The organism is Sphingomonas parva (ex Maeng et al. 2020) (assembly GCF_004564275.1).
In the GTDB taxonomy this organism is placed as follows: domain Bacteria; phylum Pseudomonadota; class Alphaproteobacteria; order Sphingomonadales; family Sphingomonadaceae; genus Allosphingosinicella; species Allosphingosinicella parva.
In genome coordinates this window covers 33,821-59,129 of the sequence record NZ_SPDV01000009.1, presented here as the reverse complement: position 1 = coordinate 59,129, position 25,309 = coordinate 33,821, and the positions used below count along the sequence as shown (strand labels likewise).

General features: G+C 68.5%; 33 protein-coding genes. 16 read left to right on the top strand and 17 right to left on the bottom strand.

Annotation, left to right across the window (positions count from 1 at the left end; all coding sequences use genetic code 11):
* Window positions 1-3 precede the first annotated feature (3 nt).
* Window positions 4-1,005: a hypothetical protein gene (locus E2493_RS06170; protein WP_135084810.1), complete on the bottom strand. Its 1,002-nt coding sequence runs from the start codon at window positions 1,003-1,005 to the stop codon at window positions 4-6.
* Between E2493_RS06170 and E2493_RS06165 the strand changes: the two genes are divergently transcribed.
* The gene (locus E2493_RS06165) at window positions 983-1,468 is read left to right on the top strand and encodes a hypothetical protein (RefSeq protein ID WP_167737412.1); all 486 of its coding nucleotides are present in this window, start codon (window positions 983-985) and stop codon (window positions 1,466-1,468) included. The two genes, E2493_RS06170 and E2493_RS06165, sit on opposite strands and share 23 nt — an antisense overlap.
* Window positions 1,469-1,471: 3 nt before the next feature.
* Here E2493_RS06165 and E2493_RS21105 read toward each other — a convergent pair whose 3' ends face one another.
* Window positions 1,472-1,636 (bottom strand): hypothetical protein, encoded by a 165-nt coding sequence (locus E2493_RS21105; RefSeq protein WP_167737411.1) that lies wholly within the window; start codon window positions 1,634-1,636, stop codon window positions 1,472-1,474.
* A 220-nt stretch (window positions 1,637-1,856) separates the two neighbouring features.
* Here E2493_RS21105 and E2493_RS06160 point away from each other — a divergent pair, with 220 nt between their 5' ends.
* From E2493_RS06160 to E2493_RS06145, 4 genes are all read left to right on the top strand, one after another.
* Window positions 1,857-2,132, top strand: a complete 276-nt coding sequence (locus tag E2493_RS06160) for a DUF1294 domain-containing protein (RefSeq protein ID WP_135084806.1) — start codon at window positions 1,857-1,859, stop codon at window positions 2,130-2,132.
* 89 nt (window positions 2,133-2,221) lie between these two features.
* Window positions 2,222-2,551, top strand: coding sequence for a hypothetical protein (locus E2493_RS06155; protein ID WP_135084804.1), 330 nt, complete (start codon window positions 2,222-2,224; stop codon window positions 2,549-2,551).
* A 287-nt stretch (window positions 2,552-2,838) separates the two neighbouring features.
* A complete protein-coding gene (locus tag E2493_RS06150; protein ID WP_225421175.1) occupies window positions 2,839-3,060 on the top strand; it encodes a PF20097 family protein in 222 nt (73 codons plus the stop codon).
* Between the two features lie 127 nt (window positions 3,061-3,187).
* Window positions 3,188-3,637, top strand: a complete 450-nt coding sequence (locus E2493_RS06145) for a TM2 domain-containing protein (RefSeq protein ID WP_135084803.1) — start codon at window positions 3,188-3,190, stop codon at window positions 3,635-3,637.
* A gap of 95 nt (window positions 3,638-3,732) precedes the next feature.
* Here the strand turns inward: E2493_RS06145 and E2493_RS06140 are convergent, their stop codons facing one another.
* A complete protein-coding gene (locus tag E2493_RS06140) occupies window positions 3,733-4,053 on the bottom strand; it encodes a hypothetical protein (protein ID WP_135084801.1) in 321 nt (106 codons plus the stop codon).
* A 93-nt stretch (window positions 4,054-4,146) separates the two neighbouring features.
* Here E2493_RS06140 and E2493_RS06135 point away from each other — a divergent pair, with 93 nt between their 5' ends.
* A complete protein-coding gene (locus tag E2493_RS06135; protein ID WP_135084799.1) occupies window positions 4,147-4,464 on the top strand; it encodes a hypothetical protein in 318 nt (105 codons plus the stop codon).
* Between the two features lie 12 nt (window positions 4,465-4,476).
* Here the strand turns inward: E2493_RS06135 and E2493_RS06130 are convergent, their stop codons facing one another.
* On the bottom strand, window positions 4,477-5,142 hold the full coding sequence (locus tag E2493_RS06130; RefSeq protein WP_135084797.1) for a fused MFS transporter/spermidine synthase family protein: 666 nt from the start codon (window positions 5,140-5,142) through the stop codon (window positions 4,477-4,479).
* A 172-nt stretch (window positions 5,143-5,314) separates the two neighbouring features.
* On the opposite strand from E2493_RS06130, the gene E2493_RS06125 reads away from it, so the two are divergent.
* Together E2493_RS06125 and E2493_RS06120 are read left to right on the top strand one after the other, a co-directional pair.
* A complete protein-coding gene (locus E2493_RS06125; RefSeq protein WP_135084795.1) occupies window positions 5,315-6,157 on the top strand; it encodes a hypothetical protein in 843 nt (280 codons plus the stop codon).
* Between the two features lie 94 nt (window positions 6,158-6,251).
* Entirely contained in the window at window positions 6,252-7,415 is a 1,164-nt protein-coding gene (locus E2493_RS06120) for a hypothetical protein (protein ID WP_135084793.1), read from the top strand.
* 36 nt (window positions 7,416-7,451) lie between these two features.
* On the opposite strand, the gene E2493_RS06115 is transcribed toward E2493_RS06120, so the two are convergent.
* Both E2493_RS06115 and E2493_RS06110 read right to left on the bottom strand, forming a co-directional pair.
* Complete coding sequence (locus tag E2493_RS06115; RefSeq protein WP_135084792.1) at window positions 7,452-8,108, bottom strand: RES family NAD+ phosphorylase; 657 nt, start codon at window positions 8,106-8,108, stop codon at window positions 7,452-7,454.
* On the bottom strand, window positions 8,105-8,524 hold the full coding sequence (locus E2493_RS06110) for an antitoxin Xre-like helix-turn-helix domain-containing protein (protein ID WP_225421174.1): 420 nt from the start codon (window positions 8,522-8,524) through the stop codon (window positions 8,105-8,107). Before E2493_RS06110 ends, E2493_RS06115 begins: the two co-directional genes overlap by 4 nt.
* A gap of 248 nt (window positions 8,525-8,772) precedes the next feature.
* Between E2493_RS06110 and E2493_RS06105 the strand changes: the two genes are divergently transcribed.
* Window positions 8,773-9,939 carry a sensor histidine kinase gene (locus tag E2493_RS06105; protein ID WP_135084790.1) on the top strand — a complete coding sequence of 389 codons (1,167 nt, stop codon included), beginning with the start codon at window positions 8,773-8,775 and terminating at the stop codon, window positions 9,937-9,939.
* Between the two features lie 56 nt (window positions 9,940-9,995).
* The gene (locus E2493_RS06100) at window positions 9,996-10,754 is read left to right on the top strand and encodes a LytR/AlgR family response regulator transcription factor (RefSeq protein ID WP_135084788.1); all 759 of its coding nucleotides are present in this window, start codon (window positions 9,996-9,998) and stop codon (window positions 10,752-10,754) included.
* A gap of 48 nt (window positions 10,755-10,802) precedes the next feature.
* On the opposite strand, the gene E2493_RS21100 is transcribed toward E2493_RS06100, so the two are convergent.
* The 6 genes from E2493_RS21100 to E2493_RS21715 form a co-directional block, all read right to left on the bottom strand.
* A complete protein-coding gene (locus E2493_RS21100) occupies window positions 10,803-10,976 on the bottom strand; it encodes a hypothetical protein (RefSeq protein WP_167737409.1) in 174 nt (57 codons plus the stop codon).
* Window positions 10,977-11,144: 168 nt separating this feature from the next.
* A complete protein-coding gene (locus tag E2493_RS06095) occupies window positions 11,145-12,773 on the bottom strand; it encodes a GH39 family glycosyl hydrolase (protein WP_135084787.1) in 1,629 nt (542 codons plus the stop codon).
* A 66-nt stretch (window positions 12,774-12,839) separates the two neighbouring features.
* The gene (locus E2493_RS06090; protein WP_135084786.1) at window positions 12,840-13,106 is read right to left on the bottom strand and encodes a hypothetical protein; all 267 of its coding nucleotides are present in this window, start codon (window positions 13,104-13,106) and stop codon (window positions 12,840-12,842) included.
* Between the two features lie 95 nt (window positions 13,107-13,201).
* Window positions 13,202-15,280 (bottom strand): portal protein, encoded by a 2,079-nt coding sequence (locus E2493_RS06085; protein WP_135084785.1) that lies wholly within the window; start codon window positions 15,278-15,280, stop codon window positions 13,202-13,204.
* Window positions 15,280-16,629: a phage terminase large subunit gene (locus E2493_RS06080; protein ID WP_225421173.1), complete on the bottom strand. Its 1,350-nt coding sequence runs from the start codon at window positions 16,627-16,629 to the stop codon at window positions 15,280-15,282. Before E2493_RS06080 ends, E2493_RS06085 begins: the two co-directional genes overlap by 1 nt.
* The gene (locus E2493_RS21715; RefSeq protein ID WP_225421172.1) at window positions 16,553-16,795 is read right to left on the bottom strand and encodes a hypothetical protein; all 243 of its coding nucleotides are present in this window, start codon (window positions 16,793-16,795) and stop codon (window positions 16,553-16,555) included. The genes E2493_RS06080 and E2493_RS21715 overlap by 77 nt, the downstream gene beginning before the upstream one ends.
* A 93-nt stretch (window positions 16,796-16,888) precedes the next feature.
* Between E2493_RS21715 and E2493_RS21095 the strand changes: the two genes are divergently transcribed.
* Window positions 16,889-17,029 carry a hypothetical protein gene (locus E2493_RS21095; RefSeq protein ID WP_167737408.1) on the top strand — a complete coding sequence of 47 codons (141 nt, stop codon included), beginning with the start codon at window positions 16,889-16,891 and terminating at the stop codon, window positions 17,027-17,029.
* A gap of 86 nt (window positions 17,030-17,115) precedes the next feature.
* Here the strand turns inward: E2493_RS21095 and E2493_RS06075 are convergent, their stop codons facing one another.
* Entirely contained in the window at window positions 17,116-18,021 is a 906-nt protein-coding gene (locus tag E2493_RS06075) for a hypothetical protein (RefSeq protein ID WP_135084781.1), read from the bottom strand.
* Window positions 18,022-18,209: 188 nt separating this feature from the next.
* On the opposite strand from E2493_RS06075, the gene E2493_RS06070 reads away from it, so the two are divergent.
* Complete coding sequence (locus E2493_RS06070) at window positions 18,210-18,617, top strand: hypothetical protein (protein WP_135084779.1); 408 nt, start codon at window positions 18,210-18,212, stop codon at window positions 18,615-18,617.
* 136 nt (window positions 18,618-18,753) lie between these two features.
* On the opposite strand, the gene E2493_RS06065 is transcribed toward E2493_RS06070, so the two are convergent.
* Window positions 18,754-19,050, bottom strand: coding sequence for a hypothetical protein (locus E2493_RS06065; RefSeq protein ID WP_135084777.1), 297 nt, complete (start codon window positions 19,048-19,050; stop codon window positions 18,754-18,756).
* Window positions 19,051-19,059: 9 nt separating this feature from the next.
* Here E2493_RS06065 and E2493_RS06060 point away from each other — a divergent pair, with 9 nt between their 5' ends.
* The 4 genes from E2493_RS06060 (at window position 19,060) to E2493_RS06045 (ending at window position 20,965) form a co-directional block, all read left to right on the top strand.
* Window positions 19,060-19,509, top strand: coding sequence for an acetyltransferase (locus E2493_RS06060; RefSeq protein ID WP_135084775.1), 450 nt, complete (start codon window positions 19,060-19,062; stop codon window positions 19,507-19,509).
* Window positions 19,510-19,669: 160 nt separating this feature from the next.
* Complete coding sequence (locus E2493_RS06055; protein ID WP_135084772.1) at window positions 19,670-20,038, top strand: response regulator; 369 nt, start codon at window positions 19,670-19,672, stop codon at window positions 20,036-20,038.
* 90 nt (window positions 20,039-20,128) lie between these two features.
* Entirely contained in the window at window positions 20,129-20,458 is a 330-nt protein-coding gene (locus E2493_RS06050) for a hypothetical protein (RefSeq protein WP_135084770.1), read from the top strand.
* Window positions 20,459-20,545: 87 nt separating this feature from the next.
* Entirely contained in the window at window positions 20,546-20,965 is a 420-nt protein-coding gene (locus E2493_RS06045; protein ID WP_135084768.1) for a response regulator transcription factor, read from the top strand.
* A gap of 332 nt (window positions 20,966-21,297) precedes the next feature.
* On the opposite strand, the gene E2493_RS06040 is transcribed toward E2493_RS06045, so the two are convergent.
* The 3 genes from E2493_RS06040 to E2493_RS06030 all read right to left on the bottom strand — a co-directional run bounded on the left by E2493_RS06040 (window position 21,298) and on the right by E2493_RS06030 (window position 25,263).
* Window positions 21,298-22,758, bottom strand: a complete 1,461-nt coding sequence (locus E2493_RS06040) for a putative bifunctional diguanylate cyclase/phosphodiesterase (RefSeq protein ID WP_135084765.1) — start codon at window positions 22,756-22,758, stop codon at window positions 21,298-21,300.
* A gap of 79 nt (window positions 22,759-22,837) precedes the next feature.
* Window positions 22,838-23,326, bottom strand: a complete 489-nt coding sequence (locus E2493_RS06035; protein WP_167737407.1) for a response regulator — start codon at window positions 23,324-23,326, stop codon at window positions 22,838-22,840.
* An 8-nt stretch (window positions 23,327-23,334) separates the two neighbouring features.
* Window positions 23,335-25,263, bottom strand: a complete 1,929-nt coding sequence (locus E2493_RS06030) for an ATP-binding response regulator (protein WP_167737406.1) — start codon at window positions 25,261-25,263, stop codon at window positions 23,335-23,337.
* Window positions 25,264-25,309 lie beyond the last annotated feature (46 nt).

Below are 25,309 nucleotides of genomic sequence, written 5' to 3'. Positions count from 1 at the left end.
AGGTCAGAGGAAGCGGGCGAAGGTCCGCACCGCGGCGTCCTTGTCTCCGTCGCGCATCTTCTGACGGTCCTGGGCGTATCGCTGGCTGTCCGCGGCGCCGCGGCCGGCGGTGCCGGGGCGCGACACCCTCGGCATGCCGCGCGCGGCGCGCACCGTCTCCATCCTGTTCGCCATCAGCGCACGGTATTTGAGGGCGTCCTGCCTCCATTCATTGGCCTTGCGCATCGCGAGGATGTCGACATGGTCGACCTGGGCGAGCTGCTCCGTCGAATAGCCGAGCTCGAGCGCCGTGGAGCCGAGTTCCTGCCTCAGCTTCGGTCCGCTCGTCGCATCGAGATATTCGGGAAACGCGGCGGCGAGCACCGCGCGCGTCTCTTCCTGCTCTCGGGCCGTCATCTCCTGCTGGGCGAAGACGGCCTGCTGCCGCGCCTCCGCCAGCAGCTGCTGCGCATGGGCGCGCTGGGCAGCATAATGGCGGTGGAGCTCGAGCTGGCCAGCGTAGAGCTCGGGATCCTCGGCGATCAGCCGCGGATCGGGTTCGGGAACGGCGAGCTGCGCCTCGAAATGCTCGAGATGGTCGGCATAGCGCCCCTGCAGTTCCCGGATCGTCGCCAGCGCTTCGCGCTCCACGGCGCTGCGCGCGGTCTGCGCCTCGTGCGATTTCGCCTGCACGAAACGCTCGCGCTCGGCCTCGCGCCGGCTCAGCGTCTCCTGGACGGCACGCGGCAGCCGCGCGAATTCCGCTTTCTCCGCCGAGGTCCAGGAGACCGGCGGAACGATCGATCCGTCGTCCGCAGCGGCGGCGCCCTCCCCGTCCGCCTCCGGCGCGCTGCTTTCGCTCTCGCCCGCGGGGGACGTGCCGTCGGGCTCTTCCCCCGCGCGTCGTGCACCCGAATCCGGCCGCTCCGCGACGGCGTCGTCGGTCTCCTCCCCAAAGGCAGCGAAGCGGTCCTCGAGAGTGCGCGCGACAGTGTCGCCGCCCATGTCCGGCTCGATCATGATCATCCTTTCTCGGTGGTCGGAAAGCAGCGCCGCGGCGTCATTGGCTTGGAAGGCCGTCGTGCTCGGCCGCGAATGTCCGGGCCTCGTTGGCGCCATGTCTGCGGATCCCGCACTCGGCGCCATTCTGGCATTTGCGAAAATCGCACAGAACGACACCAATGTCAAGCGAAAATCGCATGAAGCAGCCGGAAATCCGCGGCTCTATCCCGCGCATACGGAATCCTACGGAACGCCGCAGTTACCGGGCCGTGACCTCCGTCGCGCGATCAGCACAGTCATGGAACGCGCATATCTTCTCGGATCGATCGTCGCCGCCGGCGGAACCGGCTCGATGGACCTGCTCGTCGAAAATCCGTTCTGGCCGGCGTTGGGCGCCGCTTTGATCGCCATCCTGCTGATGCGCCGGGCGCTGCGCAACGTTCCCCTGCTGGTGCCGGCCGACGCCGAGTCGCGCGCCCGGCGCTGAGCCTCATTCCGCGCCGCGGCGCGCGGCCAGCTGGTACAGGCTGTGATCGGTTGAGGCGCGCAGCAGCGCGAGCAGCGCCACAACGCCGGCATCGACGACCATCAGGACCCAGAAAATCGGCTGCGGCTGCCCGAACGCGCCATAGCCGATCGCGTAATGCACGATCATCGCCGGGAGAAAGCCGGCGAGCAGCAGGCCGAAGCGTGCGGAAGCCTTCCGCGCGTGCCGTTTACCGATCGGCGCAACGTCATGCTTGGATCCTCGCTGAGCAGACCGACGAACCAGGGATAGAGCATCGTCGCGAAGGACAGACGTCGGCGCGGCAAGCGGCCGCCTCCGCACCGCGCGGCTAACCTTCGCTTAATCTCGACCGCCGCACCGTCTCGCGATGCTCCCCGTCCTCGCCATGCTCGTCGTCGTCAACGTCTGGACGATCCTGCTCTTCGCGCACGACAAGGCGCGGGCCCGCGCCGGCGGCCGGCGCGTGCCCGAAGCCCATCTCCTCCGTCTTGCGCTCGTCGGCGGCACGCCCGGCGCGCTGCTCGCCCGCCGATGGCTTCGACACAAGAGCCGCAAGCAACCCTTTTCGAGCCGCCTCCGGGTGATCGCGATCGGCCAGGCGGCGCTGCTCGTCCTCGGGCTGCTTCTCGCCGCCCGGGGCTGACGGTCCCGCTGCCGCAGGTTCGGCGCACCTCCGGCCCGGCCGGGCGCGCAACCGTTTGCGTGAGGTGAGGACATTGGTAGAGCAGACCGATGGACCGCGCCGCCGCGATTTCCGCCCTGATCGCCTTCGATCGCCCGCTCGGGGAGCTCCGCGCGGTGCTGGACGGGCTTTCCGGCGAAAGCGCCGGTGCGGTCGCGGTCGTGCGCCGCGACGACATCGCCGCCGTGCTTCGCCGCTTCCTCGCCGGCAAGATCGCTGCGGGCGAGGTCGAGGCCTGGGCCTGCCTGGTCGAATGCCGCGACGATCTCGAGTTCGAGCCCCGGCACGAGGAGGACGTCGCCGACGCCCTTTACGATCTCTCGGATCCCGAAGGCGGGCTCGATCGGCTGGCGCCGGAGCTGCTCGCGCGGCTGGGCTGAGAAGGCCGGGTCCTCACTCGATCCGCCAGGTGATGCGGGAGCTCACCGCGCTTCGCACCGGTCTTCCGGGGGCGTCCAGCGCCGGCGAGAATTTGGCTCGCTTGACCAGGGCGCCTCAACTCATCGCGTCGGGCGAGGCGATGCCGCTAAAGAGCAAGGGCGTCGGGTACATCGCATCCAGCATGCCTATTCTGTGCCAAGCGGTTTGGCGGGTCGCAACGGCCGCTCTTGCTCGGCCGGGCCGCTGCGTGGCAGCCTGTCGCATCTCGACGAGTGGGGTTAGGCGCGTGAGGAAGGATCCGGTCTGTGCGAAGTGCGGCGGTGCCATGTCGCCGGGCTTCGTCGTCGATCAGGGGTATGGCTCGGTGAGCGTCAGCACCTGGCAGGAAGGCGAGCCGCGCAAGAGCTTCTGGACCGGCGTCAAGCAGCGCAAGGACGCCCAGCGGGAAATCGTCACCTGGTGCTGCGATCGGTGCGGCTATCTCGAAAGCTACGCGGCGGAGGGCTGATCTGCGCCGCGGCTCCCCGCGCGGGTGATCGGACGGGCGTGCCGGAAAATCGGCGGGCGCCGTCCGGCGGCCATTGCAAATGCCGGTCGGCTGCGCATGATTGCACCTCCACGAGGGGCAGGAGCAGATGCGGGGACAGGTACTTGGCGTCGATACGCGAACCGGCGACGGGATCGTCGCGGGCGAGGACGGTCGCCGCTACGGCTTCCGGCCGGCGGACTGGGCGGCGCGCGGCGAGCCGGCCGTCGGCATGGAGGTCGATTTCGAGATCGAGAACAACCGCGCCCTCAGCATCTTCCCGGTCCCCGGGACGGTCCCGGCGAGGCCGCACGGCTATGGGACGGAGCCCCTTCACAACGATCGCAACAAGCTCGTCGCCGCGCTGCTCGCCTTTTTCATCGGTGTGTTCGGCGTTCATCGTTTCTACCTGGGCCGGATCGGAACCGGCGTCCTGATGCTGGTGCTGACCTGCACATTGGTCGGTGTTCTCGTCACCGGGCCTTGGGCATTGATCGACATGATCCGCTATCTGATCATGTCGGACCGCGAGTTCGCCGCCCGCTACGCCCGCGACTGATTTCCGCGTCTTCCAGAACCATCGTTTCGGCGGAGACCGGCGCCCGGGGAGAGCTCGCCCGGGCTGCAAGCCAGATGCGGAGCGGCAATGCGCTGTCAGAATGGCCCGATGCCCAGCAGGCGGCGGCGCGCCGGTGTCAGCCTCTCATATTTCTCGGCGCGCAGCAGCGCCTGGGCGGCGGCATCGCCGTCGTGGATCGCTGCCTCGAGGTCCTTGCCGAGCTCCTCCAGGATGCGGATCGCGTTCGCCAGCGCCGCGATCCGATCGGCGGCCCAGGGCTCGCGCGCGCAGATGTCTTTCAGCCGGGCTGAAAATGTCTCGTGCGCCCGGCCGAGCGCGGGAGCGAGGAATTCCTCGATCGCGCGGCGCGCGCGGGCGGCGCGCTCCACGCGCTGCGCGTCGGACAGCTCGTTCATCTCGCACTCCCTGCTTTGCTTGACCTGAGCGATGGCGGCTGGTGCCCGCCTGCGGGCTCTGGAATAAGAGCGGTTCCGGATCAGGAGAGCGCGATGGCCGCTGCCAACATTGCCCCCGTCATCGCCGCCGCTGCGGCCCGCGCACGACGTGCGCTTCTCGCCGCCTTCGACGAGGCCGATGCTTACGCCCCGGAGCGGGCGATCGCCTACGCGCCCAAGCGCAGGCTGGAACGGCGTTACGCGGAGTCTCTGCGCGCCTTCGGCGCCCTGCACACGGGCGACGACGGCCGCGCCTGGCTCGAGCGGGATTGCCTTCGCGAGCACACCGCCCGCCGGCGGCGAAGGGCGTTCGGCGTCATCGGGATAAGCGTCGCGGCGACCGGCGCAATCTTGGGCTTCTCGCATCTGTAGCGGCGGAGCCGCTCAGCAGCGTCTCCGCGCGGCCCACAGTCCGACCAGGATCTGCGATGCGCCGGCGACGAACAGGCTCCCCGCGATCAGCGCGGCGAGATCGTCGGAATGACCGGTCTGGCTCTTCAGGAACCCGGCGCTGAGGCTTGCGAACGGGATCGCGGCGAGCACCGCCAGCACGGTAATGACCAGCAGGATGCCCACCGCGACCTCGCCAAGGCCGCGGCAGAGGATCCAGCCCCTGCCCTTCGCGCCGACCAGCATGCCGACACCGCCGGCGCTCAGCGCCCGCATCGCGATCGCCGCGAGCAGCAGATGGTCGAGCCGGAACACGCGCGTCGTCGTCGCGAGCAGCAGGATGAAGCCGGCGATCGCGCCGCCGGCCGCCAGCAGCAGCGAGGCGCGCGCCTCGATCGTGCGGAGATTGGCCATTCCCACCGCGGCCTCGATCACCGCCGCCGCAAGATAGGCCCAGCCCGCCCATTTCAGAAAGGAGAACAGGTTGGACGGCGGCATCAGCACCAGCCCCGCGGCGAGCGCGACGGTCGCCAGTCCGGCCGGCAGGCTCCACCGCCAGGCGCGCGGCTCGCGGGCGGCCGCGCCCGCGCCGTCCTGACTCGTCGCGCCTACATCCTCGCTCGCTGACGGCTCCATCTCGCTCCTTTCGCGCTCGAGCATCCTCGCGCCCGTTCCACCGCTACGGTTGCGGCGAAGCCGCGCCCGCCACGGCCGGACCACCGCCGCCCTTTGCGCCGAACTGCGGCCCGGCGCCAGCCTCGTCTCCATGCCATTGCCTCGGCCGCCGGGAGGTGCATGATGCGGGGGACAACCTGGAGCTGCCGTTGTTGCGATGCTGACCGCGCTGCTTACCGCCGCCTTGCAGGCGGCATCGCCGTCCGCGCCGCCGCCCGCGAGCGACGAGAGCATCGTCGTCACCGGAGAGCGGCCGATGACTCGCGGGGACATCCGCCACCATCTCGTCGAGATCGGCCGGACCGAGCAGGGCCAGCTCGCGCGCTTCGCGACGCCGATCTGCCCGGCGGTCGTCGGCATGCCCGGACCTTATGTCGACGTCATCGTCGAGCGTCTGCGCGAAACCGCGTCGGGCGTCGGTCTCAAGGTCGCGGACCGACCGTGCGTCTCCAATGTCACCCTCATCGTCGTACCGGACGGGGCGCAGTTCGTCGACGCTGTCCGCTCCACCCTGATCTTCTCGGGCCTCGATCCCTGGGAGGTACGCCGCGTCAAGCGGGAGCGGCCGGCCAGCGCCTGGAACCGCATCCAGGCCGTCAACGAGCATTTCCAGGCTGCCGGCAGCGGCGGTTCGATCCGCGTCTACGGCACCTCGCTCTTCAAGCAGCCGATCCAGCAGGTGATCCTCGAGGCGTTTGTGCTGATCGACGAGAAGGCGGTGGTCGGTAAGAGCCTGGTCCAGCTGGCCGATTATTTGGCGATGCGGACGCTGGCCGAGACCAAGCCGCCGCGCGAGGGAGGCGACGCCACCATCCTCAGTCTGTTCGATCCGAACGCGGCTGCTCCCCCGTCGCAAGCGACGGCGCTCGATCATGCCTATCTCGGCGGACTCTATGCCTCCGAGGCGCTGCGCACCTCCGGGCAGCAGCGCAGCCGCATCACGACGTTGATCGGCCGAACGCTGAGCCCGAGTGCGGAGACGGACGACCGCGCCGAATGAGCGTCCGCGCGCGCCGCAAACCGACCGGAGCCGCGACCGTTCGTTAACCCTCTTCGGCTAGGCAAAGACATTTGCGCACCGGGCGAGGACGTTCGTGGGCTTTTCGGTCGATCTGCTGCGGGACGAGGGCGGGCGCGCGGAATTCGATCGCGCACTCGCCGCCGCGCTGGGTTGCGGTCGCAGCGACACGGCCGAGGCCCTGCTCGCCCCGCTTCTCGCCTCATTGCGCACCTACATGTCCGATCTGTGCCTGACGTTGCCGCCAGCCGCCGTGTCCATCGCCGGCTGGGAGACGTTCAACGCCCGGGTCGAGCGGCTCGCTTCGGACCGGGCGCTTGCCGCGATCGGGATCGACATCTCGCCCGAAGGAGAGGCGAGCGACGCCGCAGGACGCGCCGAGCAGCGGCTCGCCTGCGTCTATTTCGATGATCGTTGTGGCTACGATTTCGGCGGCGCAGCAGCCGCCGACATCGTCGGCTCGCTATCGGATGGCCGCGCTGCATCCTGGGCGGGCGGCTTCATCGACGCCGATCGCACTCTCTCCACCTGCGGCCTTGCTCCGCTGCTCGAGGCGCTTCGCCGTCACCCGCTCCGCGATTGGGCGCAGCTCGGCGACGAGGAGGATGTCCGCGCCAATCTCTCCACCTGGCTGGCCGATCGCCTCCGCCACCTTCGCGTCCATCAGGCGCTGGAGCGCGCCTTGTCCGGCGATGGTCTCGCGGCCGCCGTTCCGGTCATCGTCGCGACCGACGCCGTCGTGCCGTGCCTCGCCGCCGTCTATGCGCCCGGTCGTATCGTCGGCAGCCGAGAGGCCGAGGCCGAACATCGCGAAAGCGAGCGTTCCGCCCGTCGGACCGAGCAGGAGCGCGAAACCGAGGAACAGGTCGCCCGCTGGCGCGAGCAGCGCGCCGCGATCCGCGGCTGGCGCGGCGATCCCGACCAGCTGCGCACCTTCGTCGACTATGTCGAGCTCACCGAACTCGCCGCGCGTGCCGGCACTCCGCTTGCCGGCACCGAGCCCGGTCACACGCTCGGCGACCAGGCGTTCGAGCGAATGATCGAGGCCTATCGAGGGCACAGGAGCGGCGGCACCGTCGGCATCGCGCCTGGCGGTCCGCAGACCGGCCTGGCGACGGCGTTCGATGTCGCCCCGGCCGACGACGCGGCTTTCCAGGCCTCCGGCATACCGCGGGGCGGCCGCGAAATGCTTCGTCCTCCGCACCGGGTGGGTGCAGGCTTCGGCCGGAAGATCGTCTGACGTGCGCCGCGGCTCGTCGGCCGACCCGCAAATCCGTCAGGCGGGCGTCGCGCGCCACTCGGCTGTGCCGCTCCAGGTCAGCGTCCAGGCGGCGCCGGGCGAGACGTCCTGCACGACGTTCTCCTGAAAGGCGACGAGGCACACGCCGCCGGGATCGCGCACGGAGGGGTAGAGCAGCCCGCGCGAGCCGGCGGCGGCGAGCTCGGCGGCGAGCCTCTGACCCTCGGGGTAGCCGACGGCCGGGTCGGGATCGAGGCAGGCCGGCGCCGGCGTCATGCCCCGGATGTCGTGGAACCGGCCGATGAACGAGGCGTGGAGCGCGCGATACTGCACCTCGTCATGGAAATGGCCGATGAAGCCCAGCTCGCGCGTCTTGTGGAAGGCGACCTCGGCGAGCGAGGTCCGGTCGTGGAAACCCGCATACCAGGCGCCGCGCGCCTCGTCGTTGAAGCGATTTCCGCCTCGCCGCGTGTAGGTGAAGGCTGCCTGGATGTAGGAGCTTCCCCAGCGATCGTAATCGCGCGGCGCTGCCGGCGCGGTCAGCCTGCGGCTGGTCAGCCCCTCCAGGCTCTCGAGCAGCGCCAGCTCTTCCTCGTCGTCGACCAGCGGCCGCAGCACCGGCGGCTTCCAGTAAGCGGTCGGGATCAGGCGGACGGTGCGTTGCTGGGCGATCTCCGCGAGCGGCGGAATCACATACCGCCTCGCGCGGCATCGACGTAGCGCCGCGCCTCGAGGATCGCCGGCAGCCCGCCTTCGGCCATTACCTCTACCGGGGAACGCCCTCCGAACAACGGGCCATTGTTGGCCATCTTCGGCCATTTGTCCGCAAGCGCGTCGCCGAAATAGAGATGGAGCCCCTTGTAGAGGCCGATCAGCGCGCTCGCCCGCAGCCTCTGGTCGCGGCTGAGCGTGCCCGCCCAGGTCCCGTTCTTCATCCGGTGCCAGGTTCGCAGCGACACGCCGGCGAGCTCGGCGGCGCCGCTCCCGCCCAGTCGCCACGCGCTGAAGGCCCGCGCAAGCGCCTTCACCGCCACCGCGTCGGCACGGGCGTCATCCGCCGCGATTGGTGTTGCGGCACGATGATGAAATTCGTCGGCCAGGGATGCCATCCGCACGTCTCCTTGCCATCTGGCATATCATGGAACGCCAGGTGGCACAAACCGCTCCTTTTTGCAGGACCCGCTTGCATCGACTTTCCCGTGTCCTTCGTCTCCCCCCTCTCGGCGTGGCGGCACATGTCCGATTGCTCCGGTCGCGCTTTTCCGCCACCTAGGCCGCAGGCGTCTCCCTGCCACGGCCCGCGGCTTCGAACGTGACAGGGGCGCGCACCGCACGATGCGTCCAGGGGAAGCGAAGCTTGCACGATCTCAAGGCCCATGCGTCCTGGCGCGAGGCGATCTTCCACACCGTCGGTCTCTGGCTGTTCATCCTGCTGATCTTCCTGCCGATGATGCTCGAGCGGCACCGCACGCGCGATCTCGCCAGCGTTGCCCTCGACGGGTCCGCCGTCCTGCTGTCGATGCTCCTCGCGCTCGGCCTGTTCGCGCTCTATCGGCGGACGCTCGGCTGGCCGAACCTGCAGCGCGCCGCGATCCTGCTCGCCGGCGTGGTCGCCGCCGCACTGGCCCAGACCCTGTTCGACTATCTGGTCACCAGCCTCGTCGAACGCAATTTCATGGAGACCTGGCAGGACCTGCCGCAGAACATGCGCCGCCGGTTCGGCGCCGCGTTCAACTATTTCTGCGTCTTCGCGGTGAACGTCGCGCTGTTTCAGTTCGCGTTCGCGCGGCGGTGGAGCGCGGCGCGCGATCGCCAGCTCGCGGAGGCGCGCGAGCGCGCCCAGCAGGCCCAGCTCACCGCCCTGCGCTACCAGCTCAATCCGCATTTCCTGTTCAATACGCTGAATTCGATCTCGGCGCTGATCGTCACCCGGCGGAACGACGATGCCGAGGAGATGACCGAGAAGCTCTCGCGTTTCCTCCGCACGTCCCTCGCCTTCGATCCTTCCGAGCTGGTCCCGGTCGACGAGGAGCTGTCGCTGGTCGAGGAATATCTCGACATCGAGGCGGTTCGCTTCGGCCGCAAGCTGAGCATTGCGCTTTCGTGCGAGCCTGCGGCCGGCGGCCAGCTGATTCCCGGCTTTCTCGTCCAGCCGCTCGTGGAGAATGCGGTGAAGCACGGGGTTGCCCCCGCGCGCGGCCTGGTCACGATCCGCATCGCTGCGCGTCTTGAGGGCGGCATGGTGTGTATCCGCGTCGAGAACGACCGTGTCGACCTGCCCGAAGAGGAGTCGAGTGCAGGCGCGGGCGTCGGGCTCGCCAACGTTCGCCGACGCCTCGAGGCGGTCTACGGCGCCGCCGCCAGCCTGACGACAGATGCCGACGAACGCCTGTTCTCGGCCGAGATCCGCATTCCTGCCTCGAAACGGGACGGGCGCACCGCCGATCCCGCCGGCGACAGCCCGGCGCCGGCGGCGCCCGCGGCGGCGCGGCGGCGTGACAAGCCGAAAAGCGTTGCGGTATAGACTCTGGCAGCGGAGTCACCGTCTCGGTCGGGCTCCGCGGGTTACGTGGAGCGGGGATGCGCGTACTTCTGGTCGATGACGAGCCGTTGGCGCTCGACAGGCTCAAGACATTCTTCGGGGACATCGGCGGGGTCGAGGTCGTCGGCGAGGCCGAGGACGGCGATCAGGCGCTTGCCGCGATTGCCGCGCTGAAGCCGGATCTCGTCGTGCTCGACGTGCAGATGCCCGGCCGCAACGGTCTGCGCACCGCGGCGGCGCTCGACATCACCCCGCGCCCGGAGCTCGTCTTCGTCACCGCCCACGAACATTACGCGCCCGACGCGTTTGAGGTCGAGGCGGCCGATTATCTGCTGAAGCCGGTGCGCTTCGATCGCCTGCGCCAGGCGGTCGAGCGGGCGCGGCGCCGCCGCACCCTGCGCGAGCAGGCGGGTCGGGTCAGCGCGCTCGAGGCCGAGGTCGATTCCCTGCGTGCCGGCGGCGCCTCGTCCGAGCTTGCCTTCTGGATCCTCGAGACCAACGGCCAGCGCCGCGTGCCGATCGAGGATATCGACTGGATCGAGGCCGCGCGCGACTACGTCCTGCTCCATACGGCGGTGCGCAGCCACCTGCTCCGCATCACCATGGCTGCGCTCGAGGAGAAGCTCGCCGGCAGTGCGCTGATCCGCGTCCATCGCTCCGCCTTCGTCCGGCCGGACCGGGTGGCGGAGGTCCGCCGCGCCGGGCGGACGATGCACGTCGTCCTCACCGACAGCACCAACGTCCAGGTCGGCCCGAGCTATGTCGACACCGTCAAGGCGGCGCTCGAGCTCAAATAGGGTGCGGTCGCTGGAGGCGGCCGATGCTTTGCTGTGGTGCGTCCCGCGTCAGCGGGCGAGGACGTCCAGCGCGAGGAACGAGGAGCGGCGGGCCTGGGCGTGATCGCTGCCGCCATCGGCCGCGACGAAACCGATGTTGGCAACCGCGAGAACGACAAGACCGGCGAGGAAACCCTCCGCCAGCCGCGCCAGAGCGCTCGAGATCCTGCCCTTCCACTTCATCGCCGCGCATCCTTCGGCCGCTCGTGCGGCTCTGTCCCGATGGCGCAATGCGCCGGATGCGTAACGAATTCCACGTCCAGTCTCGGCAAATCTCCGGACCGGCGACTCCGCGCGTGCGGCCGTTGACGGAAAAATGCGGAAATGTGCGGGACGCAGCCGCCGCCCCGACTAGTCTTGAGCCCCGCTTGCCGAAGCCGCCTTACCCCCGGCAGGCACGAGCTCGACCAGCAATACGTCGTTGCTCTTCATCGGCAGGCGCAGGTCGAAGCGTCCGCTTGCCGGCACTCTCACCATCGACTGTCGCTCGGGTTTGTCGGCGGCGAGGGCCTGCAGCGTCTCCCGCTGCTGCGGGCTGAGATCGGCGGGCGCGCCCATCTCGATCCAGGCGGTGTGGGCATCGTTCGCGCGAAAGCCGGTGCGGCGGACCCGGAGCCGGTACGGGCCCGGCTGCAGGCCTTTGAACCGCACCTGCGCCGTTCCGGTCGGCTTCGCCGGCAGGACCTTGGTGAAGAACGGCCGGTTGCTGATCGTCTGCTCCGGCAACGTCCAGTCCCAGACCAGCGCCGCGGCGGCGCCGCTGTCCGTCGCCGCCCAGGTCTCGGTATCGGCGGTCGCGACCTCCCGCCCCTTCAGCGCGGCCAGATATTTGTAGGCGAACCAGGCCAGCTTGCGGATCCCCTCGCGGTTCATCAGGCCGAAGCCGCCGTGGAATGGCGTCGGCGGCGGCCCGGCTTCCTCGAACAGGTCGCTGTAAGTCCAGTAGCTCATCCCCTGCGCGAAGGGCTGGGTGCCCTTCAGCCGTGAGAGGATGTAGGCGGCGCTGATGTAGCTGTCGTGGACCGGGTCGCGCGGATTGTAGCTCGCGCTCCACTCGGTGAAGAACAGCGGAAGGTCCGGGAAGCGCGAGGCCGCGATCTGCTCGCGCACACGCCGCACGTCGCCGATCACCGCGTCCGGATTGGTCGAGGGCTTGTTGTCGTCCTGCCCCTTTTCGTCGAGGAAGCCGCCGTCGACGCCGTAGGTGTGCGTGGTGACGAAATCCACTTTGGCGCCGCTCTTCGCGACATGATCGAGGAACTCGGGGACCCACGCCGCGCCCGCCGTCGAGGGTCCTCCGACCCGCAGCGTCGGATCGATCGCCTTGATGGTCCTCGCAGTGACGTCGTACAGCTCGAAATAGGCCTTCTGGTCGCCGCCTTCCCAGAAGCCGGAGAGGTTGGGCTCGTTCCACACCTCGAAATACCAGCTGCGCACCTCGTCCTCGCCATAGCGTTCGCGAAGATGGGAGACGAAGGCGGCGACGAGATTGGCCCAGCCTTCGAGCCCCGGATGGGACGTGTTGCCGTTCCAGTAGAAGATCTTGTTGTCGGAGGTCTTCAGCGCCTCCGGCGTGAAGCCGAGCTCGACGAACGGCTTCACCTTCTTCGCGAGCAGGGCATCGTAGAGCTGGTCGATCTTCGTCCAGTCGTAGGCCGGCTTGCCGTCGACGATGCGCAGCGTGCCCAGCACGTCGTGGAAGATGGCGTGGAAGCGGATGTAGCGGAAGCCGAGCTCGTCGGCCGCGATCGCCAGCTGCGCCTGGCTGTCGGGGCGGATCAGCGTGCCCGGATAGTCGGCGCCGACCGAGAGATCGAAGAAGCGGTTGATCGGATCGCCGGCCTTGGCGACGTCGATCTCGATGATCCGCGGCGGCGCCGTGGGCGGAGCGGCCGCAGCGGGCGTCGTCACGAGCGCCGCGCTCCAGGTCGCGAGCAGAAGCGCCGGCGCGCGCGTACCGGACTGTCGAAAGCTGAACATCGAACCTCCCCTTGGGCGCGCGATTCTGCGGCCCGGCAAGGGTCTAACTGCGGCGTCGAGGTTCGGCTATGCCTTCCCGCGTCCCCGCCCTTCGTCTGGGTTCGCCGATCCGGCCGGAGACCTTGGCTGCCGAGCCTCCTCCTCCAACACGGCCCGGCCGCCGGGGTCGGTCCGCCGAAAGGTCGTACGCAGCCGCAGCCGTCGGCCGCCGTCTTCCGCAAGCGCCAGGGGCGCATCGCTGCGGCGGGCGAGGATGACGATCGCCGCCGCCTCGACGAGGCGCGCGAGCGCGATCAGGATCAGGGGCAGGCTCACTATCACGGCTTCGATCATCTTGGGGCTCACGTCAGGGGTTGTACGTCCCCCGGCGTCGCCGGTCCCGCCGCGCCCCTTCCCCGGGGGCGCGTCTTCTCATTCGATCGCGCAGGTCACTCGCTGAGGTCACCACCCGGCCGGTTGTCGGCCAGGTCGGGCGGACCTTCGCTGGGTCCGCCGGCGTGCGCCGCGAGCTCCAGCTTCCTCTGCTCGAGCGAATATTCCTGCGCGGTCTTGATCTCGGCGAGCTCCGCCTCGAACCGGGCGCGGGCCTGCTCCGCCTCGCGCCGTGCCGCGGCCGCCTCGGCATCGAGCCGATGGCGGGCGGCGGCTTCGTCTCGGGCGATCGACGCGCGCTCCGCCGCTTCGGCTCGCTTGAGCGCCAGCGCCGCCTGCGCTTCTTCCGCCCTCAGCTGCAGCTCCTGGCGGCGCAGCGCCATTTCCGCTTCCAGCCGGACCAGCGCCGGGTCCGGTTTCGGCGGCTTCTGCACCGGCTGGCCGGTCGACGGGTCGATCTGTGGCTGGGCAGGATCGCGGAAGAAGGCGCCGGCATCGCCGAGCCCCATGTCGCCGATCAGGCCGCGCGCGCTCTCGTAGAAGCCCTTGGCGTCGACGATGTCGAGGCCCGCGCGAAGCGCCTCGCTCTGGTAGCCGATCAGCTCGCGGCGATAGGCGAGCCTCTGCTCCTTGCGTCCCGAGCCGAGCCCGACCCGGGCCCGTGCCACCATGTCGTCGGGCCATTCGGCGGGGTTCACCTCGACATAACGTCCGTCGATCGGCACCGCGATCGGACGGCCGTAGCGCTTCAGCAGCCGCGCCTTGCGGGTGAACAGCCGCGCCAGGGCGTTGGCGAAGTTGCGGGCGAGATATTCCTCCATCTGCTGCCCCTGCGCCTGCATCAGCGCGGTGCCGGTCGCGGTCCGGTTCAGCGCTTCGGCGTCGAGGCCCTGGTTCAGGCGGGTGATGCCGGTGCGGCTCTCGCGCTCTCCGTTCATCATCTCGATCATGGTGAAGCCCGCACCGGGATCGAAATGGCCGCTGCGCTCGACCGGCGGCACCGCGCCCCGCCAGCGCACCAGCCGGCCGGGCCGGACGCTGAGCAGGTCCTCGATCGTGTTCTCGCCGATCGAATCCTCGTGGACGTAGGTCGAGGGATTGTTGGCGAGATAGATGCCGTCGAGCGACTGCCGGAGCAGCACGGTACGGATCCGCTCGATGTCCATCACCTTGTCGGCAAGGCTCTGGCCGATCCGGCGGTGCGGCATCGGGACTGGGCACCAATCCTCGAACGGATGGTCGTCCGGATCCTCCAGCGCCTCGATCGCGAAGACTTTGAAATCGGCGCTACGCTGCACGTAGAGCGTCTCGGCAACCCCGTCCCCGTCGGCGTCGAACTTGACGTAATCCTCGTGCCACCAGATCGTGCGCGAGGGGCCGGTGCGGGCATCCGCACCGTTCCACCTGTCCTCGTCGCGCGCGGCGCCGAGCGGCGTATCGAAGGCGTCGTCGCAGACCGCCTCGAGCGCCTCGGCGTCGAAGCCCGCCGCCACGAGATCGCCGACGCTGCGGCGGACGCGCCGCCCTTTCAGCACCGCTTCGTCGATCGTGCGGGCGTCCGGGGAGCAATAGAATTCCTCGTTCGGCACCGCGGCGTCGCGAAAGCGCGGCGGCTGCGGCGCCAGCATCACCACCCGCCAGAGCGGATGGCCGAGCGCGTCGCTCGTGCCCGTCTCCTCCGCCTCGATCGGTGCGATCTCGCCGAGCAGCGGCTCCGGCACGATGCGCTCGATCCGCCGCGGCGGCTGGGGCTCGCCCCAGGTCATCGCCACCGCATTCTTCTCGAGCAGCCCGGCTTTCAGCCAGTCGTGGAGAAGGCGATAGCCGTCCTGTGCGTCCATCAGCAGGTGCATCAGCGTCTCGGTCGCGCGGCGCGCCGCATCGGTGTCCCGATGGACGAACTCGACGACGCGATCCCCCGATACGATCGTCCGGAGGATCGAGATCGTCATATAGTCGCAGGTCTCGGCCGTATCCCGGGCAACGACCTGGCTGCGCCCCTCCTCCTCGTCGCCATAAGGCCGGCCGTTGTAGCGATCGATCGCCGTCTCGCGCTCGTCCTGCAGCGTGTCGTCGCGGCAGCGGTCCGCCTCCTCCCGCAGGAAGGCGATCAGCTCGGGGTCAACCTCGATCATCAGACGATCCCCTTGTTCGAATAGACGATCCGGCGCGCCTGCGTCGGCGCGTCATAGGCGATCGCCATCAGCCCGGCCGCGTCGGCGGCATGACTCGACCAGTCGTGCTCCGGACCGAGGCCGATGCCGCGCGCCTCGTCCTTTTTCTCGTGATACCAGCCGAGCGCGTCGCGGCCGGCCTCGGTGCTTGCCTCGTCAAACCAGATCGCCGGGAAGATTCGCCGCAGCGCCTCGATCCGCGCGGCCGCGGCGCCCTTGCCCTGATTGGGAACGACATGGACGCGGTAGCCGGCATCGCGCAGCGCGCTCTCATAGGAAACGGCGAACACCCGGTCGCGGGTGGCGCCGTCGTGCGGCAGCCAGAATTCTGCGCGCTCCGGGCCGTAGCCGGTCGCGCGGGCCCAGGCGAGGTGCGCCGCGAGCGGCTGACCGACCGCCTCGTAATAATCGCGTACCCTGATCTCGCGCCCGACGAACTGCGCCGGCCAGAGCGCGAAGGCGTCCGCCCGGGCCCCGGTGCCGCCGATGTCGCAGAACAGGCGGATGGTCAGCAGCGGGTCGAACGCGACCTTGCCGATCCGCCCCTCGCTCCGCGCCTCGGCAAGCTGTCGCGCGTAATAGGCGCCCTCTCCCGCGCTCTGGTAGGCACCCTCCCAGATATGATCATATTGCTCGGGATGGATGCGCAGGCAGTCGCGCCGTTCCTGGTCGAGCTCGGGCGTGCGCAATTGATTGTCGCGCCAGTTGGCGCAGACGACCGCCGCACCGCTCGGAATCTCCGGCCCGCGCAGCATCATGTCGACCGGATCGCTCTTGCGGCGCGGGTTCCAGCTCCACCACATCTCCGAGCCGGGGGCCCGCATCGTCGGCCTGAGCAGCCCGATCGATCGCGCGGTCGCCGTCTGGGCTTCCTCCCACCAGGCGCGGCGGAAGCCCTCCAGCGACTTGATCCCTTCCGCCGTTGTGTCCTGCATGCCCTTGAACAGGATGATGCCGTCGCCCGGAGTCTCGATCACTTCACGGAACACCTTGAAGCCGGCGCCTGCGCCAAGGTTGAGGGCGGCCAGCTTCGCCTCGATTAGCGCCTTTGAGGATTGGGCGAGATCCTTCTGGACCTCGCGGATGCAGACGGCCCGCAGCCCCTCGCCGCCGTCCTTGGGCGACTCAAGACAATCTCTGATCAGAAGATTGGCGAAGAAGTGAGACTTGCCGCTTCCGCGTCCGCCATACGCACCCTTGTCGCGTGCCGGGCGGAGCAGCGGAACGAATGGATCAAATACCGGGATCGGAATGCAGTTCTCGGCATTTCGGGCAGACGATCCGATATTCGATGCAGAACTTGGTCGCACTTCCCTCCCCCTTCCCGGCACTCGGCCCCGCGTCGCCGTCCTTGCGGAGCAGCAGTTCGATCGCGCGGATCTGGGTCGCGCTGAGATTGCCCTCGCCGAGCGCATGCGCCTCGAGCTGCTTGAGCAGTTTCGCCAGTCGCGCCTTTCCCATCTTTGCGGTTGCCACTGGAGCCTCTCCTTCCCTGCGTGGATGTCGGGGTGCGTCGGCCGATCCCCAGGTCGTTGCGAGTGGCGGGCCGCTGCGCATAGGATCGAACCGATGGCGACCTTGGTGGAATGGACGATCGAGCTCGCGGGCGAGCTGCTGTTCGACCTCCTGCCGAGATGGCTGCGGCGGCTCCTGCTCGGGCTCTGCCTGGCCCTGCTCGTCGCCTTGATCGTCTGGCTATGGCTCGGCTGATCCGCGCCCGCGCTCCGCGCGGAGAGGCTCACCTCCGCCCGAGCGGTATCTGGAGCGATTTCGGATCCGCCTTCCGCTGACCGAAGCTACTTGTTCGGCAGCGGCGGCGGCTCGCCCATCCCCTTGGGCGGAGTGGCGCGGCTGCGCTTCAGCCACATCCGACCCTCCTTCAGGTCCAGCGTCAGGGCCCAGTCCTTGAGGAACGGCATGCCGAGATTGCCGTCGATGATCAGATCGGGCGTGAAGATCAGCCCTTGCGCCCGGATGCCCGCGCCGATCTCGAACGCCCCCTGCTGAGGGCCGTCCGCGTCGGGATCGAGCCCGAGGCTGGCGGCGTAGGGCTTGGAGACCAGGATCGTCCCGCCGTTGCCACTGTCGATCTCGAGCCGCGCGATCCCGTTCGGCGTCGGCACCTCGACGAAGACGGTCAACGCCACGCCGCCGACTTCCCGCGCGATCCGCACCGGCAGTTCTGTCGCGCCCTGGATCCTTCTGGCGAGGCTCGTCGGCGTCTCGATCGTCAGCTCGCCCGCCGCCGCATCGACGGTGATCGTCTGGCCGGCGAAGACGTCCAGCGCCATCAGCCCGTCGATCGGCGGCGCGTCCTTGGCGATCAGCGGCGCGACGTCGAGCACGGCGGCGACGGGTGCCTTCAGCGCCACACCGCCGACGCCGAACGCGAAGTCGTCGCAGCGCGGTGTCGCCAGCTTGTTGCCGGTCATCTGGTGACCGACGAGCTGTCCCCAGGGACGGCAGCCCACTGCCTTGGCGAAATCGGGCGAGACGGCGGTGATGCCGCCGGCCGTATCGAAGGTGAACAAACCCGGCCGGCCGTTCGCGACGACCCGCAACGCGACGCCCTTGCGATAGGGCTCCAGCCGCATGACCGTCGGACGGTCGGCGACCGTTCCATCGGCCGCGCTGGCCGGGGCCGGTCCGGCGGTCTGCAGCAACGCCACGACAAGCGCCGTCCGCACGAGCTTCCTCAGCATGCCTAACCCCGCTTCAACCCCGCGGGATCGCCTCAAACGATCGCGCTTCAGGGCCCCAGGCTAACAGGATCGCGCTCGCCGTCGAGCCCCTCCGAAGTCGCGCGCGGCGCATACCTGAGGGCGCGCGGCGGTCGGCTGGAGGCTCCATCGGCATTGCATTGCGAAGGCGGTTCTGGAACGGATGCGCAATGTTCGGTCGCACCCTCCTCACCGTCACTTCGCTCGTCCTTTCGGCCTCCGGCCTCGGTGCCCTTTTCGCACCAGCGGAGCTCGCCGGCCTGCTCGTTTCGAGCGCCGCCCCGCCGCTCGCGCTCGTCATCCAGCTGACGGCGAGCGGTCTGCTCGGCTTCGCCATCCTCAACTGGATGTCGCGCCGCAACCGGATCGGCGGCATCTACGGCCGTCCGCTCGGTCTCGCCAATCTGCTGCTGTTCGCCATCGCTGCCCTCAGCCTCGGCAAGGCGATCGCCGCCGGCACCCTCTCGCCGGCCGCGTGGCCGGCCTGCCTTCTGCTCGCCCTGTTCGCCGCCAGTTTCGCCTGGCTGGTCTTCGTCCACGATCCGCTCGGCGGCGAGGTGCGCAACGGCTCGCGCTGAGCCTCGTCACGGATCGCTGTTCACCGCGCATCGGCCGCGGCCAAGTCCGCGCCGGAGCAGCAAGGTCGGATCGAGGCTCCCGACTCGCATGCAGCGGCAGCTTACCTTTTCGGAATAGAACAGATCGAGAACAAAGTCAAGCCCGACATGCGTCCGTGTTGGTAGCACACGCAATGACCGTCTTGTAGCAGACGATCTGTCCGCTTCGGGCTGGAGAGATCGGATGCTTGCTGAGGTGCGCGGCCACGGAAACGAAGCGGCCGGCCTCCTGATCGAGCGCCTCCCCGGCCAGGATATCCGCGAGCAGCGCGTTGCTGGAGTCCGCCGCGCCGTCAGCCCAGCCGGAAGGGCTTGTCATCACGCGCCCGGGCGCCTGCGCATCGCCGCGCACCGGCAATGCGCCGCGATTGACGGCGGTTCGGCGCACCGGCATGCCTCGGCGATGTTCCTTCGCATCCGCCCTTCCCGTCCGGCGGACGGCACTCGGATCGTCGAGATCTGGTGCGCCGCGGTCGACGCAACCCACGATTTTCTGGCGCCGGCCGATCGCGCCGCAATCGAGGACGAGGTGCGCACGCACCTCCCGGGAACTCCGATGTGGCTCGCCGTCGATGCGGCCGACCGACCGCTCGCCTTCATGATCCTGGACGGCGGACATATGGAGGCGCTGTTCGTCGATCCGGCGATGCGCAGCGCCGGAGTCGGCCGCAGGTTGGTGGAGCATGCGCTGACGCTGACGCCCGCGCTCACCACCGACGTCAACGCGCAGAACCCCCAGGCGCTCGGCTTCTATTCCCGGCTCGGCTTCGTTCCGATCGGGCGCTCGGAGACCGATGGCCAGGGGCGGCCCTATCCGCTGATCCACCTCCGGCTCGACCCGCCCACGCGCTGACGGCGCGAGCCAGACGCCGACCGCGTCAGGCCGGTAAATCGCATCGACGAACAGCCGATCGCGCGATGCAACGCTCTCCCGTCGCCTTCGTTGAAATGAGCCGAACGGCGGTGCCGACGGAGCGCCGCCACGCCTTCCGACCAGATCCGAGGCTTCCGAGTTGCACGCGTTCATCATCGAGGACGATTACCTCATCAGCCAGGCCGTTCGGGACATGCTCACCGATCTCGGCTTCACCAGCTTCAGCTTCGCCCGCTCCGAAGACGCGGCGATCGCCGGCGCGCACGGCGAGACGTTCGATCTGATTACCGCCGACGCGCGCCTGCTGCCCGGCGACGGTATCAAGGCGGTCGAGGCGATCTGCCGCCGCCGCAGCGTGCCGGTGATCTTCGTTACCGGCTATCCCGACGACATCAAGGAAGCGCTCGAAACCAAGCTCCCGGGCGCGGCGATCGTCAGCAAGCCGATCGATCACGCCGAATTCGCGACGATGGTCCGCACTCTGCTGGAAGAGCACGGAGCCGCCTGATCCGTCGGCGTCTCAGGACCGATCCGATCGCTGCGGCGGCGCGGGCTCGAGTTCTCGGACTTACGCTAAGTTAAGGGATTGGAGCGTTGGATGGCGCTGCCGCTGAGGCGCCGGGCGGCGCCCGCGGCGCAACGTGGTGCGTTCCGGAGCGTCTCGATGGCCCTGTACAAATATTCCAACTACCTTCAGCAATCGAAGAACGCCTCGTTCGATCTGCCGCTGCAGCCATCCGCTTTCGTGCCGTGCGCCGGCATCTATCGCTGCACCGGCTGCGGCACCGAAGTGGCGCTGGAGGGGATCGGAATGTTTCCCGATCGCAGCCACCATGCCCACAGTCCCGCCCAGGGTCCGATCGCCTGGCAGCTCGTCGTCGCCACCAGCTCGACCGTCCCCGCCCCTTATCTTCACGGAGGCACCTGATCCGGTGCGCGTCACCAACCATTTCTTCAATTGCATCGGAGGCTTACGGGCTCCATGAAGAATGACGGGGCACCGGTCTGACCTTCAATGCGGCCGCCAGGGGGAAGCACGATTCACACGATACCGCTCTATCTCGTCGAAGATGATCCCGCCGTCGCCTTGTCGCTCGGAGCGTTGCTGAGGGTCGACAATCTTCTCACCCACCATTTCGCCTCGGCAGACCTGTTCCTCGCGGCGCTGGAGTCGATCCCGCCCGGCTGCGTGCTGATGGACATCCACATGGCCGGAACCGACGGCATCGCCGCGCTGCAGATGCTCCGCGAGCGCGGCAGACCCTGGCCGGTGATCATCATGACCGGCTGCCCGGACGAGCATACCGAGCAGCTGGCGCGATCGTGCGGCGCGGTCGAGTTCCTCTACAAACCGTTCGGACGCGAGGAGCTCATCCGGGCGATCAACGAGGTGCTGCCGCTGGTGCCGCTCGAGCAGGTGAGCTCGCCGGCCTGATCGCCCGCCACCGGGCACGAGCGGAGCCCAGCGAAGCGGCTCGGCATCAGGACGAGGGTTGCTACGGCGAGCCGGTGCCGGTCTTTCCGGCGGCATCTTCCCCGAATCTTTTTTCTGAGGCTCGGCCGTAGCCGGCGCATCATAGGATCGGACAAAAAAAAGGCCAGCCCGAAGGCTGGCCGAGTTTCATTAGGAGAGGATGCCTGAAAGGCCCGACCCTTGTGCACCGCAGCAATTCCGTTCGCAAGTGCAACGTAAGCGGTTGCAGGTGCAGGAATTGCAACCAAGCTCAGCCGTCAGCGAGTCCGCAGCTGCGGGTCCTTGGACCGCGCTCAGCCGATCCGCTGAAGTTTCGGCGCCGCGTCGGAAACGTCGTCGGGCAGAAGCGCCAGCCTGGGGCTGCGGTCGGCGATATAGGCCTTGAGATCGGTCAGGCTCATCGGCACGCCGAGGAAATAGCCCTGGAGATAGTCGCAGTTGAGCATCTGCAGCAGGCGCGCCTGCCACTCGTTCTCGACTCCTTCGGCGACGACCTTGAGCTCGAGGCTGTGGCCGAGATCGATGACCGAGCGCATGATCTGCACCGCGCGCGAATCCCGTCCGAGATCCTTGAGGAACGACTTGTCGATCTTCACGCAATCGAGATCGAGGTTCTGCAGGTAGCTGAGGCTTGAATAGCCGGTGCCGAAATCGTCGAGCACGACCTCGACGCCGATCTGGCGCAGCTGCCGGATGGTGCTCTTGGCGGCGTCGATGTGCGAGATCAGCACGCCTTCGGTGATCTCGAGGCGCAGCAGGTGCGGCGAAACTCCGGTGGCGAGCAGCTTCTCGCTGACCTTGGTCGCGAAGCCATGATGACGGAACTGGATCGGCGAGACGTTGACCGCGATCGGCACGTCGCCGAGCTCCTCGGCGATGGTCAGCGCCTTGTCGAGCACCCATTCGCCGAGCTGGAGGATCTGCCCGCTGGCTTCGGCGAGCGGAATGAGATCGGCCGGGGAGATCGGGCCGCGCGAGCTGTTCGGCCAGCGCAGCAGCGCCTCGACGCTGGCCAGCGTGCCGGTCTTGGTGTCGATCAGCGGCTGCAGCGCCAGTGTCAGGTGATCCTCGCGCAGCGCATCCTCGAGCTCGCCGCGCATGCTGGTGCGCACCGCGACGATCTCGCTCATCCGGTCGTCGAACAATTTGAAAGACGCGCTCTTGCTCACCTTGGCATCGTACATGGCGATGTCGGCCTGGCGGAGGAGGTCGGAGGCGCAGGTGGTGGCCTCCGACCCGATCACGGCGCCGACCGAGGTGCCGACATGCACGAGGTGGCCGTCGATCAGATAGGGCTCGTAGACCGTTTCGACCATCGCTGCGGCCATGTCCTGGACGGAGCGGGTCGGATCCAGGCGGATGATCGCGGCAAACTCGTCGCCGCCGATGCGAGCAAGCGTGTCCTTCGGCCCGATCACGCCGGTGAGGCGCTGGGCGACCGCGTTGAGCAGCCCGTCGCCGACCTTGTGGCCAAGGCTGTCGTTGACTTCCTTGAAGCGGTCGAGATCGAGGAACAGCACGGCGACACCAGTGTGGCGTCCCGCCTGGACGACCGCCTCCAGCTCCTCGGTGAACGCGATCCGGTTCTTCAATCCGGTGATCGGGTCGGTCAGCGCTCTCGCCCGGGACTCGGCCTCCATCTTCTCGACTGTGACCAGCCGCTCCTCGAGGACGCGGCGGCTCGCCCGCAGCCGATGGATGGCTGCGGCCGCGCAGGCCGTGATCACCAGAAGGAGCAGGTAGGGAAGGAACACGAAAACTCCGAGGCTGACATTGACTCTTATAGGCGGCGCGGGTGCGGTTCACGGCAGCCGGGGCTGCCTTTTTGGTGGCTCAGTCCTTGGGCTTGCCGCGGGAGGCGAACAGCTCGCGCGTCCGCTGCGCGAGCAGCGCCTCGAGATCCTGGTTGACGCTGCCGAGCGCCGCCATCGCCGCCTGGCGCATCAGCTGGGCCGAGACCCGCGCGAGCAGCACCGGCATCTTGATCGGCTTCTGCACATACTCGTTGGCGCCGGCCTCGAGCGCATCGCCGATCGAGCTCTCCTCGTCCCGGGCCGTGCACATGATGATCGGCAGCCGGTGGAGATCGAGATGCTCGCGCATCGCCTTCAGCGTCTCCACACCGGAAAGGCCGGGCATCATCCAGTCGAGGATGACGAGATCGGGCGGGTTGGACGAGACCTCCGCGACGGCCGTCATGCCGTCGGCGCAGAGAACCGTCTCGAAGCCCGCCCGGCGAAGCTGGCGATCGAGGACGACGCGATTGTCCTCGACGTCGTCGACGATCATGATCCGCCGGCCGGCGAGGTGGGACACGTCCATGGAATTGTTCATCGTGCAACGACCATCTTGAGGCTTTCGGCGATCTGGCGCGGAGATGCGTAGCCCTTGGCGTGATAGATGCCTCGGGCGCGCGTGATCGCCTGGTGTTCGGAGACGCTGATCTCTCGTCCGGAGACGATCAGCACGGGAATGTTCTTCAGCCGCACATCGGCTTCGAGCGCCGCGAGCACCTCGAAGCCCGACATTCCGGGGAGTCCGAGATCGAGCACGATCGCGGCGGGCGGGTTGGCGCGAGCGAGCGCGAGGCCTTCCTCGCCGCTCGTCGCCCGGACGGCGCTGAGGCCGATGTTGGACGAGGTGCGCCGGATCAGCTCGCCGGCATCGGCATCGTCCTCGATGATCAGGACCTCGCCTTCGACGTCACGGCAATAGACGTCGAGCACCTCGCGCAGCCGTTCCGGGGGCACCGGCTTCATCAGGGTGTCGGAGGCGCCGGCGCGCAGGCCGCGGCTGCGATCGTCCGAGACGCTGACCACGATCACCGGGATCGAGGCCAGCGCTTCATCCGCCCGAAGCGCCTCGAGCACGTCGTAGCCGCTCGGGCCCGGCATGTAGATGTCGAGCAGGATGATGTCGGGCTTGGCGCTCCGAGCGAGCTCGACGCCGGCCTCGCCGTCGTGCGCAGCGATCACCGCATAGCCGAACCTCGACAGCCAACGACGCAGGATGTCGATCGCGGTGCTCTCGTCGTCGATGACAAGCGCGGTCTTCTGGCCCTCGGTGCGAAGCACCTCGGCGGGCTCGCGGATCGGCAATTCCTCGTCCTCGGCGAGCGCCCTCGGCGGCTCGCGGGGAACCGACAGTGTGAAGACGGAGCCCTCGCCAACGACGCTGCGGACGGAGACGCTGCCGCCGATCATCGTGGCGAGACGGTGGGTGATCACCAGGCCGAGCTTGGGCGAGCCGGACTGGGTGATCGTGACCTCTTCCGGACAATCGTGGAAGAGCTGAGCAGTCTGCTCGGGCGTCATGCCGACGCCGTTGTCAACCACTTCGAAATCGATCAGCTCGATGCCGTCGCGCCGCGCCGCGCGCGCCGACAGCCTGACCTCGCCGTCGCGGGTGAACTTGAGCGCATTGCCGATCAGGTTGAGCAGGCACTGCCGGACCTTGGCAGCGTCGCTGATCATGATCCCGATCGGGTCCTCGACATAAAGCTCGAGGCGGTTGCCGTTGCCGTCTCGCGCGAGGTCGAAGCCGGAGACGGCCGACTGTACCAGCGAGGCGACGTCGATGATCGAGCGCTCGTAGGCGGCGCGTCCGGATTCGATGCGAGAAAGCTCGAGGATATCGTTGATCAACATCAGCAGCCTGCGGCCGGCGACGAGAACGCGGCCGAGATCCTCTTCCTCCTGCTGGCGTCCGTCGGCGATCGCATCCTCCTGGAGCAGCGTCGAATAGCCGATGATCGCATTGAGCGGCGTGCGCAGCTCATGGCTCATGTTGGTGAGGAATTGCGATTTTGCCTGGCTCGCGCTCACCGCTTGGTCGCGGCTGCGACCAAGCTCGGCAATCGCCGCGGCATCGCTCTGCATCTGCTCGAGCAGCTCGGTCGCAGCGCGCTCGGCGGCCGCTTCGATGTCGCCAAGCCGCCGGAGCATCGTCGCTCGGGCCGTCGGGTCGCCGCTCTCGCGGGCCTCGAGTTCGAGCAGCCGGTCGAGCGGAACGGCCATCCGCTGCGCCGGGTGGGCGGCGAGGACCCAAAGCGCCACCGAAAGCAGCGCGGCTCCGGCAAGGACGAGGATCGTGATCTGCACCGCGGACATGTCGGCGGCGGCCATGCCGGCGGCGATGCCGCCGCTCCAGCCGGCTGCGCAGGCGCCGATCAGCGAGGCTCCCAGGAACCTCCGCAGGACGTTGGCACCGCCCAGAGTCTTCGTGCTCACCGCGCCGCTCGGCGCATGATCCACCTTCATCTTCGCGAAATCCCCTCGGTGGACGCGGCGCGTCCCCTGTGGGTAC

Bases quoted from the DNA above. Each gene is read 5' to 3' on its own strand.
- E2493_RS06165 (WP_167737412.1), top strand. From the start codon at position 983: ATGTCCGGCTCGATCATGATCATCCTTTCTCGGTGGTCGGAAAGCAGC.
- E2493_RS06170 (WP_135084810.1), bottom strand. From the start codon at position 1,005: ATGATCATGATCGAGCCGGACATGGGCGGCGACACTGTCGCGCGCACT.
- E2493_RS21105 (WP_167737411.1), bottom strand. From the start codon at position 1,636: ATGATCGTGCATTACGCGATCGGCTATGGCGCGTTCGGGCAGCCGCAG.
- E2493_RS06160 (WP_135084806.1), top strand. From the start codon at position 1,857: ATGCTCCCCGTCCTCGCCATGCTCGTCGTCGTCAACGTCTGGACGATC.
- E2493_RS06155 (WP_135084804.1), top strand. From the start codon at position 2,222: ATGGACCGCGCCGCCGCGATTTCCGCCCTGATCGCCTTCGATCGCCCG.
- E2493_RS06145 (WP_135084803.1), top strand. From the start codon at position 3,188: ATGCGGGGACAGGTACTTGGCGTCGATACGCGAACCGGCGACGGGATC.
- E2493_RS06140 (WP_135084801.1), bottom strand. From the start codon at position 4,053: ATGAACGAGCTGTCCGACGCGCAGCGCGTGGAGCGCGCCGCCCGCGCG.
- E2493_RS06135 (WP_135084799.1), top strand. From the start codon at position 4,147: ATGGCCGCTGCCAACATTGCCCCCGTCATCGCCGCCGCTGCGGCCCGC.
- E2493_RS06130 (WP_135084797.1), bottom strand. From the start codon at position 5,142: ATGCTCGAGCGCGAAAGGAGCGAGATGGAGCCGTCAGCGAGCGAGGAT.
- E2493_RS06125 (WP_135084795.1), top strand. From the start codon at position 5,315: ATGCTGACCGCGCTGCTTACCGCCGCCTTGCAGGCGGCATCGCCGTCC.
- E2493_RS06110 (WP_225421174.1), bottom strand. From the start codon at position 8,524: ATGGCATCCCTGGCCGACGAATTTCATCATCGTGCCGCAACACCAATC.
- E2493_RS06100 (WP_135084788.1), top strand. From the start codon at position 9,996: ATGCGCGTACTTCTGGTCGATGACGAGCCGTTGGCGCTCGACAGGCTC.
- E2493_RS21100 (WP_167737409.1), bottom strand. From the start codon at position 10,976: ATGAAGTGGAAGGGCAGGATCTCGAGCGCTCTGGCGCGGCTGGCGGAG.
- E2493_RS06095 (WP_135084787.1), bottom strand. From the start codon at position 12,773: ATGTTCAGCTTTCGACAGTCCGGTACGCGCGCGCCGGCGCTTCTGCTC.
- E2493_RS06090 (WP_135084786.1), bottom strand. From the start codon at position 13,106: ATGATCGAAGCCGTGATAGTGAGCCTGCCCCTGATCCTGATCGCGCTC.
- E2493_RS06085 (WP_135084785.1), bottom strand. From the start codon at position 15,280: ATGATCGAGGTTGACCCCGAGCTGATCGCCTTCCTGCGGGAGGAGGCG.
- E2493_RS21095 (WP_167737408.1), top strand. From the start codon at position 16,889: ATGGCGACCTTGGTGGAATGGACGATCGAGCTCGCGGGCGAGCTGCTG.
- E2493_RS06075 (WP_135084781.1), bottom strand. From the start codon at position 18,021: ATGCTGAGGAAGCTCGTGCGGACGGCGCTTGTCGTGGCGTTGCTGCAG.
- E2493_RS06070 (WP_135084779.1), top strand. From the start codon at position 18,210: ATGTTCGGTCGCACCCTCCTCACCGTCACTTCGCTCGTCCTTTCGGCC.
- E2493_RS06065 (WP_135084777.1), bottom strand. From the start codon at position 19,050: ATGCCGGTGCGCCGAACCGCCGTCAATCGCGGCGCATTGCCGGTGCGC.
- E2493_RS06060 (WP_135084775.1), top strand. From the start codon at position 19,060: ATGTTCCTTCGCATCCGCCCTTCCCGTCCGGCGGACGGCACTCGGATC.
- E2493_RS06050 (WP_135084770.1), top strand. From the start codon at position 20,129: ATGGCGCTGCCGCTGAGGCGCCGGGCGGCGCCCGCGGCGCAACGTGGT.
- E2493_RS06045 (WP_135084768.1), top strand. From the start codon at position 20,546: ATGCGGCCGCCAGGGGGAAGCACGATTCACACGATACCGCTCTATCTC.
- E2493_RS06035 (WP_167737407.1), bottom strand. From the start codon at position 23,326: ATGGACGTGTCCCACCTCGCCGGCCGGCGGATCATGATCGTCGACGAC.
- E2493_RS06030 (WP_167737406.1), bottom strand. From the start codon at position 25,263: ATGAAGGTGGATCATGCGCCGAGCGGCGCGGTGAGCACGAAGACTCTG.